Below are 15,092 nucleotides of genomic sequence, written 5' to 3' on the forward strand. Positions count from 1 at the left end.
CCAGCTGGTTTCTTCCGACACCGAACGAGGCCGCCCATGGGATTCATGACCCCGGACCTTCCCGACGTCGATCGCAAGACCTGGCCCACACTGCCCCGGGCCACCCGGCTGCAGGTCGTGACGCGGCACTGGGCGGAACACGGCTTCGGGACACCCTATGCCGTGTATCTGCTGTACCTGATCAAGATCGCCTTGTACATCGCCGTTCCCGCCGCGATCATCTCGCTGACCCCGGGCCTCGGCGGGCTTGGCCGCATCGTCGACTGGTGGACGCAGCCGATCGTCTACCAGAAAGTCATCGTCTTCACGCTGCTGTTCGAGGTGATGGGCCTGGGTTGTGGGTCCGGCCCGCTGACCGGACGGTTCATGCCGCCCATCGGCGGAATCTTGTACTGGCTGCGGCCCAACACGATTCGGCTGCCGGCGTGGCCTGGAAAGGTGCCGTTCACCGCCGGTGACCGCCGCACCGTCGTCGACGTCGCGCTGTACGCGATCGTTTTGGCCGGCGGGGTGTGGGCGCTGCTGTCGCCCGGCCACGGCGGGCCGGTCACCGCGGTCGGCGACGTCGGCCTGATCGACCCCGTCCGCGTCATCCCGACGATCGTCGCGCTGGCGGTACTGGGCCTGCGCGACAAGACCATTTTCCTGGCCGCGCGCGGCGAGCACTATTGGCTCAAGCTGTTCGTGTTCTTCTTCCCGTTCACCGATCAGATCGCGGCATACAAGCTCATCATGCTGTTGTTGTGGTGGGGCGCCGCAACATCCAAGCTCAACCACCACTTCCCGTATGTGGTGTCGGTGATGACGAGCAACAACGCGCTGCTGCGGCCCAAATTGTTCACCCCGATCAAGCACATGCTCTACCGCGACCGCATCAACGATCTGCGTCCCACCTGGTTGCCGAAGATGATGGCCCACGTCGGCGGCACCACAGCCGAATTCGTGGTTCCGACGGTGCTGGTCTTTTTCGCCGGCGATCACCCGTGGCGGTGGTTCCTGATCGGATTCATGGTGATCTTCCACCTCAACATCATTTCCAACCTCCCGATGGGAGTTCCGTTGGAGTGGAACGTCTTCTTCATCTTCTCGCTGTTCTATCTGTTCGGGCACTACGCCTCGATCCAGGCCACCGACCTGCGTTCGCCGCTGCTGTGGGTCCTCGTCATCGCCACGGTGGCAATCGTGATCGCGGGAAACATGTTCCCTGAGAAGATTTCGTTCCTCCCCGCGATGAGGTATTACGCCGGCAACTGGGCGTCGAGCGTGTGGTGCTTCCGCGCCGGCGCCGAGGAAAAGATCGACGCCGAGATCGTCAAGAGCTCCGCCCTGGTCATCAACCAGCTGGCCCGGCTTTACGACCCCGAGACCGCGGAGATCATGGCGGACAAGACCGCGGCCTTCCGGGCCATGCATGTGCACGGCCGCGCGCTCAACGCCCTGGTGCCTCGCGCCATCGACGACGAAGCCAACTACAAGATCCGCGAGGGCGAAATCGTCGCCGGGCCGCTCGTCGGCTGGAACTTCGGCGAGGGCCACCTGCACAACGAGCAGCTGCTCCAAGCCGTGCAGCGCCGTTGCCACTTCGAGGACGGCGACGTGCGGGTGATCGTCCTCGAGGGACAGCCCATCCACATCCAGAAGCAGTGGTACCGCATCCTCGACGCCAAGGCCGGACTGATCGAGGAAGGCTATGTCAACGTCGAGGACATGCTCGCCCGCCAGCCGTGGCCGGAGCCCGGTGACGAGTTGCCCGTGCATGTCATCACCGGCGCCGAGCCGCCGCGGACGACGCGGCGCGGCGCTCGATGACCAGGGCGGTGGTGGTCGGCGCGGGCCCCAACGGCCTGGCCGCGGCGATCCACCTCGCCCGTCACGGCGTCGAAGTCCAGGTGCTCGAGGCGTGCGACACCGTCGGCGGGGGAGCCCGCTCCGGCGAACTGACGATGCCCGGCGTCATCCACGACCACTGCTCGGCGTTCCACCCGGTGGGCTTCGGCTCGCCGTTCTGGAAGGAGATCGACCTGCAGCGCTACGGGCTGCGGTGGAAGTGGCCGGAGGTCGACTGCGCGCACCCGCTCGACGACGGCACCGCCGGCGTGCTCTACCAGTCGCTCGATGAGACGGTGGCCCGGATGGGGGCCGACGGCGCCCGGTGGCGGCGGGCGATAGGGGACCTGGCTGCGGGGTTCGATGAGCTGGCCGAGGATCTCATGGGCCCGGTGCTAGGCGTCCCGCGTCACCCGCTCCGGCTGGCCGGCTTCGGCCCGCGGGCGCTGCTGCCGGCCACCACCATGGCCCGCTGGTTTCGCACCGAGCAGGCGCGCGCGCTGTTCGGCGGCGCGGCCGCGCACGTCTACACCCGGCTCGACCGGCCGCTCACCGCGTCTCTGGGGTTGATGATCCTGGCCAGCGGGCACCGCTACGGCTGGCCCGTCGCGCAGGGGGGGTCCGGGTCGATCAGCCGGGCGCTTTCCGCGGCCCTGCAGGAGTACGGCGGCTCGGTGGCGACCGGGGTGACCGTCAGCAGTCGCAAAGACATCCCGGACGCAGACATCGTCATGCTCGACCTCAGCCCGGCCGCGGCGCTCGCCGTCTACGGCGACGCAATGCCGGACCGGATCAGGCGGTCCTACCGGCGTTATCGCGAGGGCTCGTCGGCGTTCAAGGTCGACTTCGCCATCGAGGGCGACATCCCGTGGACCAATCCCGACTGCGCCCGGGCCGGCACCGTGCACCTGGGCGGCACGTTCGCCGAGATGGCGGACACCGAACGTCAACGCGCGCAGGGAAAGATGGCCGACCGGCCGTTTGTGCTCCTCGGGCAGCAGTACCTGAGCGACCCGTCCCGCTCGGCGGGCAACGTCAATCCGATCTGGGCGTACGCGCACGTGCCGTTCGGGTACGACGGCGACGCCACGGCCGCCGTCGTCGGCCAGATCGAGCGGTTCGCGCCGGGTTTCTCCGACCGCGTCCTGGCGACGGTCAGCAAGGGGCCGGCGGAACTACAGGCCTACAACGCGAACTTCATCGGCGGCGACATCATCGGCGGCGCCAACGACGGGCTGCAGGTGATCTTCCGCCCCCGCATCGCCGTCGATCCCTACGCCACCGGCGTGCCCGGCGTCTACCTGTGTTCACAGTCCACGCCTCCGGGGGCCGGCATCCATGGGCTGTGCGGTTACCACGCCGCCGAGTCGGCGCTGAAGTGGCTGAAGAAGACCCGCCGCGACTGAGGTCACATCGTCCCCGGGAACCGGGGCGGCAACCGCGCATGTTGCTCATCTAGGCTGACCACGAGCGCGTATTCAGCGGACTCAGTAAAGACATCGCCAAGACAGGGAGAGATCAAGTGACGGTCCGAGTAGGCATCAACGGCTTCGGTCGAATCGGACGCAATTTCTACCGGGCCCTGCTGGCCCAGCAGGAGCAGGGCACCGCCGACATCGAGGTGGTGGCGGTCAACGACATCACCGACAACCACACACTGGCGCATCTGCTCAAATTCGACTCGATCCTGGGCCGGCTGCCCTACGACGTCAGCCTGGAAGGCCAGGACACCATCGTGGTGGGTCCGCACAAGATCAAGGCACTCGAGGTCAGGGAGGGTCCGGCAGCGTTGCCGTGGGGCGACCTGGGCGTCGACGTCGTCGTGGAATCCACCGGCCTGTTCACCAACGCCGCCAAGGCCAAGGGGCATCTGGACGCCGGCGCCAAGAAGGTGATCATCTCGGCGCCCGCCACCGACGAGGACATCACCATCGTCCTGGGCGTCAACGACGACAAGTACGACGGCAGCCAGAACATCATCTCCAACGCGTCGTGCACCACGAACTGCCTCGGGCCGCTGGCCAAGGTCCTCAACGACGAGTTCGGCATCGTCAAGGGGCTGATGACCACCATCCACGCCTACACCCAGGACCAGAACCTGCAGGACGGGCCGCACAAGGACCTGCGCCGGGCGCGCGCCGCGGCGCTGAACATCGTGCCGACCTCCACCGGCGCGGCCAAGGCCATCGGCCTGGTGCTGCCGGAGCTGAAGGGCAAGCTCGACGGTTACGCGTTGCGGGTGCCCATCCCCACCGGCTCGGTGACCGACCTCACCGCCGAACTGTCCAAATCCGCCAGCGCCGAAGACATCAACGCCGCCTTCAAGGCCGCAGCGGAGGGCAAGCTGAAGGGCATCCTGAAGTACTACGACGCCCCGATCGTCTCCAGCGACATCGTCACCGACCCGCACAGCTCGATCTTCGACTCCGGCCTGACCAAGGTGATCGGCAACCAAGCCAAGGTGGTGTCCTGGTACGACAACGAGTGGGGCTACTCCAACCGCCTCATCGACCTGGTCGCACTGGTCGGCAAGTCGCTGTAAGCATGGCCGTTCCGACACTCGAAGACCTACTGGCCGAAGGTGTTTCGGGTCGGGGCGTGCTGGTGCGTTCCGACCTGAACGTCCCGCTCGACGACGAAGGCGCCATCACCGACCCGGGCCGGATCACCGCATCGGTGCCGACGTTGCAGGCGCTCGTCGACGCCGGCGCCAAGGTGGTGGTCACCGCGCACCTGGGTCGGCCGAAAAACGGACCCGACCCGAAGTTGTCGCTGGCGCCGGTGGCAGCGGCGCTCGGCGAGCACCTCGGCCGGCACGTGCAGTTGGCCGGTGACGTCGTCGGCGGGGACGCGCTGGCCCGGGCCGAGGGGCTCACGGACGGCGACGTCCTGCTGCTGGAGAACGTCCGCTTCGATCCCCGCGAAACCAGCAAGGACGACGGCGAGCGGCTCGCGCTCGCCCGCGAACTCGCCGAATTAGTCTCGCCCGGAGGGGCTTTCGTCTCCGACGGATTCGGTGTGGTGCACCGCAAGCAGGCCTCCGTGTACGACGTGGCCACGCTGCTGCCGCACTACGCCGGCACGCTGGTGGCCGACGAGATCCGGGTGCTGGAGCAGTTGACCAGCTCGACCACCCGGCCCTACGCGGTGGTGCTCGGCGGGTCGAAGGTGTCCGACAAGCTCGGCGTCATCGAGTCGCTGGCGACCAAGGCCGACAGCATCGTGATCGGCGGCGGGATGTGCTTCACCTTCCTTGCCGCACAAGGCTTTCCGGTGGGAAAGTCGCTGCTGGAAGAGGAGATGATCGACACCTGCCGCCGGCTGCTGGACACCTACGTCGACGTGCTGCGGCTGCCCAGGGACGTCGTGGTGGCCGAGCAGTTCGCCGCCGACTCGCCGCCGCAGACGGTGGCCGCCGACGCCATCCCGGACGACAAGATCGGGCTGGACATCGGCCCGGAATCGGTGAAGCGCTTTGCGGCCCTGCTGTCCAACGCCCGGACGGTCTTCTGGAACGGCCCCATGGGGGTGTTCGAGTTCCCGGCGTTCGCCACGGGCACCAGGGGCGTGGCCGAGGCCATCGCCGCGGCGACCGGCAAGGGCGCGTTCAGTGTGGTGGGCGGCGGTGACTCCGCGGCCGCGGTGCGCGCCCTGGGCATCCCGGAGGGCGACTTCTCGCACATTTCCACCGGCGGTGGCGCGTCGCTGGAATACCTTGAGGGCAAGACGCTGCCGGGCATCGAGGTTCTCGGGCAGCCGCAACCAAGTGGAGGAGACGCGTGAGCCGCAAGCCGCTGATCGCCGGCAACTGGAAGATGAATCTCAACCACTTCGAGGCGATCGCGCTGGTGCAAAAGATCGCGTTCGCGCTCCCGGACAAGTACTACGACAAGGTCGACGTCACGGTCTTGCCGCCGTTCACCGACCTGCGCAGCGTGCAAACCCTGGTCGACGGCGACAAGCTGCGGCTGACCTACGGCGGCCAGGATCTGTCTCAGCACGACTCGGGCGCCTACACCGGTGACATCAGCGGGGCCTTCCTGGCCAAGCTGGGCTGCAGCTTCGTCGTGGTCGGCCACTCCGAACGGCGTACGTACCACAACGAGGACGACGCGCTGGTGGCCGCCAAGGCCGCCGCGGCCCTCAAACACGAGCTGACCCCGATCGTGTGCATCGGTGAGCACCTCGACGTCCGCGAGGCCGGTGGGCACGTCAGCCACTGCGAGGAGCAGCTGCGCGGCTCGCTGGCCGGGCTGTCCGCCGAGCAGATCGACAAGGTCGTGGTCGCCTACGAGCCGGTGTGGGCCATCGGTACCGGACGGGTGGCCAGCGCCGCCGACGCCCAGGAGGTGTGCGCCGCGATCCGGGCGACGTTGGCGACCCTCGCCTCGTCCAAGGTCGCCGACACCGTTCGGGTGCTCTACGGCGGCTCGGTGAACGCCAAGAACATCGGTGACATCATCTCCCGCGACGACATCGACGGGGCCCTGGTCGGCGGCGCGTCCCTGGACGGTGAGCAGTTCGCGACGCTGGCGGCGATCGCCGCCGGCGGGCCCCTGCCGTGACGCCGCGGCCCCGCCGGTAGGATTCAGCGTCATGGAGCTGGCCCTGCAGATCACCCTGGTGGTGACAAGCGTGCTCGTGGTGTTGCTGGTGCTGCTGCACCGCGCCAAGGGTGGCGGCCTGTCGACGCTGTTCGGCGGCGGTGTGCAGTCCAGCCTGTCCGGTTCGACGGTGGTGGAGAAGAACCTGGACCGGTTGACGCTGTTCATCACCGGCATCTGGCTGGTCTCCATCATCGGGGTGGCCCTGCTGATCAAGTACCGGTGACCCGTCGGCGGGCGGAGCGCGTGATCCGCACCGATACTGGGACGCATGGTTGACGTTTCCGACATCGCGCTCGAACCCATCGGCGCCGTGCAACGCACGCTCGTCGGTCGCGAGGCGACAGAGCCGATGCGCGCCGACATCCGGCTGCTGGGCGCCATCCTCGGCGACACCGTGCGCGAGCAGAGCGGGGATGAGGTTTTCGACCTCGTGGAGCGCGCCCGGGTGGAGTCGTTTCGGGTGCGCCGCTCCGAGATCGAGCGGGTCGACCTGGCGCGCATGTTCGACGGCATCGACATTCACCGGGCGATCCCGGTCATCCGGGCGTTCAGCCACTTCGCGCTGCTGGCCAACGTGGCCGAGGACATCCACCGGGAGCGTCGCCGCGCCATCCACGTGTCCGCCGGCGAGCCGCCGCAGGATAGCAGCCTAGCCGCGACCTACGCGAAACTCGATGGGGCCGAACTTGATTCGGCTACGGTGACCGACGCGCTACGAGGCGCCCTGATCTCCCCGGTGATCACCGCCCACCCCACCGAGACCCGGCGGCGCACCGTCTTCGTCACCCAGCACCGGATCACCCAGCTGATGCGGTTGCACGCCGAGGGGCACACCGAAACCGATGACGGACGCAACATCGAGCGCGAGTTGCGCCGCCAGGTCCTCACGCTGTGGCAGACCGCGCTGATCCGGTTGTCCCGCTTGCAGATCACCGACGAGATCGAGGTCGGGCTGCGCTATTACGCCGCGGCCTTCTTCCAGGTCATTCCGCAGGTCAACGCCGAGGTCCGGGACGCGTTGCGGGCGCGGTGGCCCGACACCGACCTGCTCGCCGCGCCGATCCTGCGGCCCGGCTCCTGGATCGGCGGCGACCGCGACGGCAATCCGAACGTGACAGGCGACGTGGTACGCCAGGCCACCGGCAGCGCGGCGTTCACCGCGCTGTCGCATTACCTGGCCGAGCTCACCGCCCTCGAGCAGGATCTGTCGATGTCGGCGCGACTCGTCCCCGTCACCCCGGGGCTGGCGGAACTGGCGGAGGGCTGCGGGGAGAAGGCCCGCGCCGACGAGCCGTACCGGCGGGCGGTGCGGGTGATCCGCGCCCGGCTCACCGCGACGGGCGCCGAGATCCTGGACAGCCGACCGCAGCACGAGCTGGACCTCAGCCTGACACCGTATTCCGCCCCGGCCGAGCTGCAGGCGGACTTGGACACCATCGACGAGTCGCTGCGTGCACACGGCGGTGCGCTGCTGGCCGACGACCGCCTCGCCCTGCTACGAGAAGGCGTGAGCGTCTTCGGGTTTCACTTGTCCGGGCTGGACATGCGGCAAAACTCCGACGTCCACGAAGAGGTGGTGGGGGAGCTGTTGGCGTGGGCCGGGGTGCACCCGGACTACGCTTCGCTGCCCGAGGACGAGCGGGTCGAGCTGCTCGCCGGCGAGCTGGGCACCCGCCGCCCGCTGGTCGGCGACCGCGGGGGCCTGTCCGACCTGGCCCGCAAGGAACTCGACGTCATCGGCGCGGCGGCGTATGCCGTCGGGCGCTACGGCCCGGCCGCGGTACCCACCTACGTCATCTCCATGTGCCGCTCGGTCTCCGACGTCTTGGAGGTGGCGATCCTGCTGAAAGAGGGCGGGCTGCTGGATGCCTCGAGGCCGGAACCGTATTGCCCGGTTGCCATCTCTCCGCTGTTCGAGACGATCGACGATCTGCACAACGGCGCGGCCATTCTGGACGCGATGCTGGAGCTTCCGCTGTACCGGGCGGTCGTCGACGCGCAGGGTGGGCGTCAGGAGGTGATGCTCGGCTACTCCGACTCGAATAAGGACGGCGGTTACCTCGCCTCCAGCTGGGCGGTCTACCGAGCCGAGCTGGCGCTGGTCGAGGTGGCCCGCAACGCCGGAATTCGCTTGCGGCTCTTCCACGGTCGCGGCGGTACCGTCGGCCGCGGGGGTGGGCCGAGCTATCAGGCCATCCTGGCGCAACCCCCGGGCGCGGTGAACGGCTCGCTGCGGCTCACCGAGCAAGGCGAGGTGATCGCCGCCAAGTACGCCGAACCGCAGGCGGCTCGGCGCAACCTGGAGAGCTTGGTGGCGGCGACGCTGGAGTCGACGCTGCTCGACGTCGAGGGCCTGGGCGATGCCGCGGAGCCGGCCTACGCGGTGCTCGACGAAGTGGCCACCCTTGCGCACCGCGCCTATGCCGAATTGGTGCATGAAACACCGGGTTTCGTCGACTACTTCATGGCCTCGACGCCGGTCAGCGAGATCGGTTCGCTGAACATCGGCAGCCGCCCGACATCACGCAAACCCACGTCGTCGATATCGGACCTGCGCGCCATCCCCTGGGTGCTGGCGTGGAGCCAGTCCCGGGTGATGCTTCCGGGCTGGTACGGCACCGGGTCGGCGTTCGAGCAGTGGATCGCGGCCGGGCCCGAAAGCGAGACCGAGCGGGTGGCGATCCTGCACGAGCTGTACGAGCGGTGGCCGTTCTTCCGCGGCGCGCTCTCCAACATGGCCCAGGTGCTCGCCAAGAGCGACCTCGGCCTGGCGGCGCACTACTCGGAGCTGGTCGAGGACGAGGAACTGCGGGACCGGGTGTTCGACAAGATCGTGGACGAGCACCGGCGGACCATCGCGATGCACAAGCTGATCACCGGTCACGACGACCTGCTCGCCGACAACCCCGCGCTGGCCCGCTCGGTGTTCAACCGCTTCCCCTACCTGGAGCCGCTGAACCACCTGCAGGTGGAGTTGCTGCGCCGCTACCGCTCCGGTGATGACGACGAACTGGTGCAGCGCGGCATCCTGCTGACGATGAACGGATTGGCCAGCGCGTTACGTAACAGCGGGTGATGGGCATTCGTTAAGCCATGTCTGACATCGCGTCGCCGGTCACCGCGGCTGAGCTGGCCCAGAACACCGTCTTCGAACGACTGGCGCGCGTCGGGTTCGTCGTCAACGGGGTGCTGCACCTGATCGTCGGCTATCTCGCGATCCGGGTTGCGCTTGGCGACGGCGGAACCGCTGACCAAACCGGCGCCCTGGCGACGCTGGCGGCCAAGCCGGGTGGCCCGCTCGCACTCTGGATCGCCACGGCCGCCCTGCTGGCGATGGGCCTGTGGCGGCTCGTCGAAACCGCCCTCGGCCGATCGTGCGACCGGAAGTCGGAGGGCCCGTCGTCGGATGCGTCCTCGCGGGCGAAGGCCCTTGGGCTGGCGGCGGTCTACCTCGCTTTTGCCTACTCCGCATTCGGGTTCGCCCGGGGCGCCGGAAGGGCGGCGGATCAACAGAATTCGAGCATCAGCGCGCGCCTCATGGAAACGACCGGCGGCACCATCGCGCTGGTCGCGGGCGGGCTGGTCATCGTCGTGGTCGGGTGTTACCACATCTACAAGGGCGCCAGCCGCAACTTCGTCGACGACCTGCGGGGCAAGTCGGGTGACTGGGTGCGCCGGCTCGGCGTGGCCGGGTACATCGGCAAGGGCGCCGTGATCACCCTGACGGGCGCGCTGGTGATCATCGCCGCGTGTCGCTCGGAACCGAAGAAGGCCACGGGGCTCGACGGGGCCCTGAAGGCACTCGGCGCTCAGCACTATGGGGCGGCGCTGTTGATCGCCGCCGGCCTCGGACTCATCACCTACGGGCTGTACAGCTTCGTGATGGCCCGGTCGACGAAGATGTAGGCCTGCGAGGTCTCAGCGGTTCCGCAGTCGGTCCAGAGCCCCGCGCACGGCATGCTCCGTCATCGCGAGCGGCGTCATCACCGTCTCGCCCACTTTCACCATGCCGTCGATCCGCCCGACGATCGCCTCCACGGGCTCGACCAAAACGATTAGTCGCCTGGCCAGATCGTCCAGCCGTGACAGGGTGCCGTCCAGGTGGTCCAGGCCGCTTTCCATGCGCTCGACCGTGGCGTTGAGGTTGGAAAGGGAGGTGTTGAGCTCTTTCATGGTCGTACTCAGGCCGTCGAGGACGTCTTCGACCTGCTCCACCGTCTTGTCGGCGTTCAACGCAGCCTGGGTGAGGGTCTTAATCCGGCTTCGCTCTTGCCCACCGCGCACGGTTCTGTCTGCCATGACCGTCATTATCACCCGGATCAAACCGGGCGGGGGCTAGCTTGGCTGACCCGGACGAGCGGGCAGTTTGGCTGCGGCCTCCTCGTCGAGCAGCCACAGCGTGGTCTCCTGCCCGATCGCCCCGGCGGCCGGCACCGATACCGGCGGGGCGCCGCCGATGGCCGCGGCCACCGCGTCGGCCTTGGACGCCCCGGACACCATCAGCCAGACCTCGCGCGAACGCTGGATCGCGGGCAGCGTCAGGGTGATTCGTTGGGGAGGCGGCTTGGGGGAGTCCTCCACCGGGACCACCATGTGGCTCGTTTCCAGCACGGCGGGGGTGTCGGGGAACAGCGAGTTGATATGGCCCTCCGGCCCCATGCCCAACAGGTGCACGTCGAAATTCGGAATGGGCCGGCCGGGTTCGGCGTTGGCCGCCAGCAGCTGTTCGTAGGCCAGCGCGGCGGCGGCGAGGTCGGTGCCGAATTCGCCGTCGCTGGCCGGCATCGTGTGCACATGGCTGGACGGAATGTCGATCCGGTCCAGCAACGCCTCCCGCGCCTGCTTGTCGTTGCGCTCGTCGTCGTTCTCGGGGACGTAGCGCTCGTCGCCCCAGAACAGGTGCACCTTGGGCCAGGCGATCTCGTGCCCCGCGAGGGACTTGAGCAACCCGATGCCGTTCCCACCGCCGGTCAGGACGACGAGCGCTCGGTCCCGGGCCGCCACGGCCTTGCGGATGTTATCGGCCAATCGGTTGGCCGCGGCCTCGACCAGCGCCTGACCTTCCGGGAAAACTTCGATGACGGTGCTCACACGTACTGCACTTTCTCAATGCCCTCTAGCGCTAACTGGTAAATCTCATCGGGGTCGAGCCGCCGCAGGTCTTCGGCGAGGCACTCGCCGGTTTCCCTGCGGGCCAAGGGAAGCAGAGCCTCCGGCTTGGCGGTGCGACTCAGTGTCGCCGTCCTGCCCTCCTGGGGCCGGCTCAGGACGATCGTCTCGCTCTTGCGTACGAGTTCCACTTTGAGTTCGCCGACCGCGCGGCGCACCGGGCCATCGATGCAACTGGCCAGCCAGCCCGCGAGGATGTCAAGCGCCGGCTCGGTTTTCAAACCGGACACCAGGGCCGACTCGATCGGTTCGTGGGGCGCCAGGTCGACCGCGGAGGTCAACAGTGCCCGCCAGTAGGTGATGCGGGCCCAGGCCAGATCGGTGTCGCCGGCCGTGTACCCGGGCAGTCGACTCTTGATGGCCGACAGCGGATCGGTCCCGTTGGTGGCGTCGGTGATGCGTCTGATCGCCAACTTGCCCAACGGATCCTGCGCCGGAACGGCCGGCGCGACGTCGGGCCACCACGCGACCACGGGGATGTCGGGGAGCAGGAACGGGGTGACCACGCTGGCGGCGTGCCCGGCGAGCGCCCCGGACAGATTCAGGATCACCACCTCGGTGGCCCCGGTGTCTCCGCCCGCACGCAGCTGCGCGTCCAGGCGTGGCTCGTCGGCGTACGGGTCACCCCGCATCGTGACGATGACCCGGCTGGGGTGCTCGTGGCTGGCGTTGTTGGCCGCCTCGAGCGACTCTTCGAGGATGGCGTCGCTGTCGGGCGCGATCAGAAGCGTCAGCACCCGGCCCATCGTCACGGCGCCGACCTTCTCCCGCAGTTCCTCGAGCTTCTTGTTGACCGCGGTGGTGGTGGTGTCCGGCATGTCGATGATCACGGCCGCCGCCATTCCCGGCCGGTCCGGCGCAGCATCTCGAACGCCGACTCCGGACCCCAGGTGCCCGCCTCGTACGGCTCCGGTTTGCCGTTGGCCGCCCAGTTATCCAGGACGGGATCCAATATCTGCCAAGCCAATTCGACCTCTTCGTTGACTGGAAACAGGGACGGCTCGCCCAGCAGCACGTCGAGGATCAGCTGTTCGTAGGCTTCCGGCGACTCCTCGGCGAACGCCGAGCCGTAGGAGAAGTCCATGTTGACATCGCGGACCTCCATCGCGGTTCCCGGCACTTTGGAGCCGAACCGCAGCGTGATGCCCTCGTCGGGCTGCACCCGGATGACCATGGCGTTGGCGCCCAGCTCGTCGGTCATGGTGGCGTCGAACGGCAGATGCGGCGCGCGTTTGAAGACGAGCGCGATCTCGGTCACCCTGCGGCCCAGGCGTTTTCCGGTCCGCAGATAGAACGGCACACCGGCCCAGCGGCGGGTGTCGACCTCCAGTGTGATGGCGGCGAACGTCTCGGTGGTGGAGTCCTGGGCGAACCCTTCCTCGTCGAGCAGCCCGACGACCTTCTCGCCGCCCTGCCAGCCGGCGGTGTACTGGCCGCGGCTGGTGGTCTCGTCGAGCGGCTCGGCCAGCTGGGTCGCCGAGAGCACCTTGATCTTCTCGGTCTGCAATGCCGCGGGATTGAAGCTGACCGGCTCTTCCATCGCGGTGAGCGCCAGCAGCTGCATCAGATGGTTCTGGATGACATCGCGGGCAGCACCGATACCGTCGTAATAGCCTGCGCGCCCACCTAATCCGATGTCTTCGGCCATGGTGATCTGCACGTGATCGACGTAGTGCGCGTTCCAGATCGGGTCGAACAACTGATTGGCGAACCGCAACGCCAAGATGTTGCGGACCGTCTCCTTGCCCAGATAGTGGTCGATGCGGAACACCGCCTCCTCGGGGAAGACGGCGTTGACCGCATGGTTGAGGGCCTGCGCGCTCTCCAGGTCGTGCCCGAACGGCTTCTCGATGACCACCCGGCTCCAGCGATCACCCTGTGGGCGGGCCAATCCGGACTTGTGCAGCTGTTCGCACACCACCGGGAAGGACTTCGGCGGGATGGCGAGGTAGAAGGCGTGGTTGCCGCCGGTGCCGCGCTCGGCGTCGAGCTTGTCCAGGGTCTCGGCCAGTCGGCCGAACGACGCGTCGTCATCGAAAGAACCTGGCACAAAACGAAATCCCTCGGCCAGCCGCTCCCAGTTCTCCTCTCGGAAGGGCGTCCGGCAGTGATCCTTGACGGCCTGGTAGACCACCTTGCGGAAATCCTGGGTCTCCCAGTCCCGGCGGGCGAAGCCCACCAGGGAGAAGCTCGGCGGCAGCAGCCCGCGGTTGGCCAGGTCGTAGATGGCCGGCATCACCTTCTTGCGGGCGAGGTCGCCGGTGACGCCGAAGATCACCATGCCGCAGGGGCCGGCGATCCTCGGCAGCCGCTTGTCGCGCTTGTCCCGTAACGGGTTATGCCATTGTGCAGCGGTGCGAGCCGGGCTCATTTCGAGGCGGAATCCAGCTGCTTCTGCGTCTCCTCCAGCAGCTCGGTCCACGAGTCCACGAACTTCTCCACACCCTCGTTTTCCAGCACCACGAACACGTCGGTCAAGTCGATCCCGACCCCGGCCAGCTTGTCGAACACCTCCTGGGCGGCGGAAGCGGTGCCGGTGACGGTGTCACCCTTTATCTCGCCGTGGTCGGCCACGGCGTCAATTGTCTTCTCCGGCATGGTGTTCACCGTGTTCGGCGCGACCAGCTCGGTGACGTAAAGGGTGTCGGAGTAGTCGGGGTTCTTGACCCCGGTGGATGCCCACAGCGGGCGCTGCACGCGGGCGCCGTCGCCCTTGAGCGCCTCGTAGCGATCGCCGCCCTCGAACACCTCCTGGTAGGCGGCGTAGGCCAGCCGGGCGTTGGCGACCCCGGCCTGGCCGCGCAACGCGAGCGCCTCCTCGGAACCGATCTTCTCCAGCCGCTTGTCGACCTCCGTGTCCACCCGCGACACGAAAAACGATGCCACGGAGTGGATCTTGGACACGTCGTGTCCCGCCTCGCGGGCCTTCTCCAGACCGGCCAGGTAGGCGTCCATCACCTGACGGTGCCGCTCGACCGAGAAGATGAGCGTGACGTTGACCGAAATGCCTTCCGCCAGTACGGCGGTGATGGCCGGAATGCCGGCCTTGGTCGCCGGGATCTTGATGTAAGCGTTTGGCCGGTCGACGATCTTCCACAGCTCGACGGCCTGCGCGATGGTCTTGTCGGTCTCGGCCGCCAGGCGCGGGTCGACCTCGATGGATACCCGGCCGTCGACGCCGTCGGAGGCTTCCCACTGCGGCCGCAGCACGTCGCACGCGCTGCGCACGTCGTCGGTGGTGACGGTGCGGACAGTGGCGTCGACGTCGGCGCCACGCTCGGCGAGCTCGCCGATCTGATCGTCGTAAGTGTCGCCCTCGGCGAACGCCTTCTGGAAGATCGACGGGTTCGTGGTCACTCCGACAACGCTTTTGGTGTCGATAAGCTCCTGCAGATTGCCCGACTGCAGCCGCTGGCGCGACAGGTCATCCAGCCAAACGGATACGCCCGCGGCGGACAGCGCCGCAAGGTTTGGGTTCTGAGTCATGTG

Annotated in this window: 13 protein-coding genes; 8 read left to right on the forward strand and 5 right to left on the reverse strand. The window is 67.8% G+C overall.

What is annotated here, in order from left to right; genetic code table 11:
* Positions 1–36: 36 nt before the first annotated feature.
* The 8 genes from H7J89_RS24150 (at position 37) to H7J89_RS24185 (ending at position 10,340) form a co-directional block, all read left to right on the forward strand.
* Entirely contained in the window at positions 37–1,809 is a 1,773-nt protein-coding gene (locus H7J89_RS24150; protein WP_264047406.1) for a DUF3556 domain-containing protein, read from the forward strand.
* Positions 1,806–3,233 carry a phytoene desaturase family protein gene (locus H7J89_RS24155; RefSeq protein ID WP_264047408.1) on the forward strand — a complete coding sequence of 476 codons (1,428 nt, stop codon included), beginning with the start codon at positions 1,806–1,808 and terminating at the stop codon, positions 3,231–3,233. Before H7J89_RS24150 ends, H7J89_RS24155 begins: the two co-directional genes overlap by 4 nt.
* Positions 3,234–3,349: 116 nt before the next feature.
* Positions 3,350–4,369, forward strand: a complete 1,020-nt coding sequence (gene gap, locus H7J89_RS24160) for a type I glyceraldehyde-3-phosphate dehydrogenase (protein ID WP_264047410.1) — start codon at positions 3,350–3,352, stop codon at positions 4,367–4,369.
* A 2-nt stretch (positions 4,370–4,371) separates the two neighbouring features.
* Positions 4,372–5,610: a phosphoglycerate kinase gene (locus tag H7J89_RS24165; protein ID WP_264047413.1), complete on the forward strand. Its 1,239-nt coding sequence runs from the start codon at positions 4,372–4,374 to the stop codon at positions 5,608–5,610.
* On the forward strand, positions 5,607–6,392 hold the full coding sequence (gene tpiA / locus H7J89_RS24170; protein WP_264047415.1) for a triose-phosphate isomerase: 786 nt from the start codon (positions 5,607–5,609) through the stop codon (positions 6,390–6,392). The genes H7J89_RS24165 and tpiA overlap by 4 nt, the downstream gene beginning before the upstream one ends.
* A 31-nt stretch (positions 6,393–6,423) precedes the next feature.
* Complete coding sequence (gene secG, locus H7J89_RS24175; protein WP_040624202.1) at positions 6,424–6,657, forward strand: preprotein translocase subunit SecG; 234 nt, start codon at positions 6,424–6,426, stop codon at positions 6,655–6,657.
* 45 nt (positions 6,658–6,702) lie between these two features.
* Positions 6,703–9,510, forward strand: a complete 2,808-nt coding sequence (gene ppc / locus H7J89_RS24180; RefSeq protein WP_264047417.1) for a phosphoenolpyruvate carboxylase — start codon at positions 6,703–6,705, stop codon at positions 9,508–9,510.
* A 17-nt stretch (positions 9,511–9,527) separates the two neighbouring features.
* Complete coding sequence (locus H7J89_RS24185; RefSeq protein WP_264047419.1) at positions 9,528–10,340, forward strand: DUF1206 domain-containing protein; 813 nt, start codon at positions 9,528–9,530, stop codon at positions 10,338–10,340.
* A gap of 12 nt (positions 10,341–10,352) precedes the next feature.
* Here H7J89_RS24185 and H7J89_RS24190 read toward each other — a convergent pair whose 3' ends face one another.
* Genes H7J89_RS24190 through tal form a run of 5 tightly spaced genes read right to left on the reverse strand, consistent with a single transcriptional unit; the run spans position 10,353 to position 15,089 of the window.
* Complete coding sequence (locus tag H7J89_RS24190; RefSeq protein WP_264047421.1) at positions 10,353–10,742, reverse strand: ATPase; 390 nt, start codon at positions 10,740–10,742, stop codon at positions 10,353–10,355.
* Positions 10,743–10,769: 27 nt separating this feature from the next.
* Positions 10,770–11,525, reverse strand: coding sequence for a 6-phosphogluconolactonase (gene pgl, locus H7J89_RS24195; protein WP_264047423.1), 756 nt, complete (start codon positions 11,523–11,525; stop codon positions 10,770–10,772).
* Positions 11,522–12,433 carry a glucose-6-phosphate dehydrogenase assembly protein OpcA gene (gene opcA, locus H7J89_RS24200; RefSeq protein WP_264047559.1) on the reverse strand — a complete coding sequence of 304 codons (912 nt, stop codon included), beginning with the start codon at positions 12,431–12,433 and terminating at the stop codon, positions 11,522–11,524. Before opcA ends, pgl begins: the two co-directional genes overlap by 4 nt.
* A complete protein-coding gene (gene zwf, locus H7J89_RS24205) occupies positions 12,430–13,974 on the reverse strand; it encodes a glucose-6-phosphate dehydrogenase (protein WP_264047425.1) in 1,545 nt (514 codons plus the stop codon). Before zwf ends, opcA begins: the two co-directional genes overlap by 4 nt.
* Complete coding sequence (tal, locus tag H7J89_RS24210; protein ID WP_264047427.1) at positions 13,971–15,089, reverse strand: transaldolase; 1,119 nt, start codon at positions 15,087–15,089, stop codon at positions 13,971–13,973. The genes zwf and tal overlap by 4 nt, the downstream gene beginning before the upstream one ends.
* Between the last annotated feature and the right edge of the window lie 3 nt (positions 15,090–15,092).

This window comes from Mycobacterium paraffinicum (genome assembly GCF_025822865.1).
Lineage (GTDB): Bacteria > Actinomycetota > Actinomycetes > Mycobacteriales > Mycobacteriaceae > Mycobacterium > Mycobacterium paraffinicum.

Bases quoted from the DNA above. Each gene is read 5' to 3' on its own strand.
- H7J89_RS24150 (WP_264047406.1), top strand. From the start codon at position 37: ATGGGATTCATGACCCCGGACCTTCCCGACGTCGATCGCAAGACCTGG.
- H7J89_RS24155 (WP_264047408.1), top strand. From the start codon at position 1,806: ATGACCAGGGCGGTGGTGGTCGGCGCGGGCCCCAACGGCCTGGCCGCG.
- H7J89_RS24165 (WP_264047413.1), top strand. From the start codon at position 4,372: ATGGCCGTTCCGACACTCGAAGACCTACTGGCCGAAGGTGTTTCGGGT.
- secG (WP_040624202.1), top strand. From the start codon at position 6,424: ATGGAGCTGGCCCTGCAGATCACCCTGGTGGTGACAAGCGTGCTCGTG.
- ppc (WP_264047417.1), top strand. From the start codon at position 6,703: ATGGTTGACGTTTCCGACATCGCGCTCGAACCCATCGGCGCCGTGCAA.
- H7J89_RS24185 (WP_264047419.1), top strand. From the start codon at position 9,528: ATGTCTGACATCGCGTCGCCGGTCACCGCGGCTGAGCTGGCCCAGAAC.
- H7J89_RS24190 (WP_264047421.1), bottom strand. From the start codon at position 10,742: ATGACGGTCATGGCAGACAGAACCGTGCGCGGTGGGCAAGAGCGAAGC.
- zwf (WP_264047425.1), bottom strand. From the start codon at position 13,974: ATGAGCCCGGCTCGCACCGCTGCACAATGGCATAACCCGTTACGGGAC.
- tal (WP_264047427.1), bottom strand. From the start codon at position 15,089: ATGACTCAGAACCCAAACCTTGCGGCGCTGTCCGCCGCGGGCGTATCC.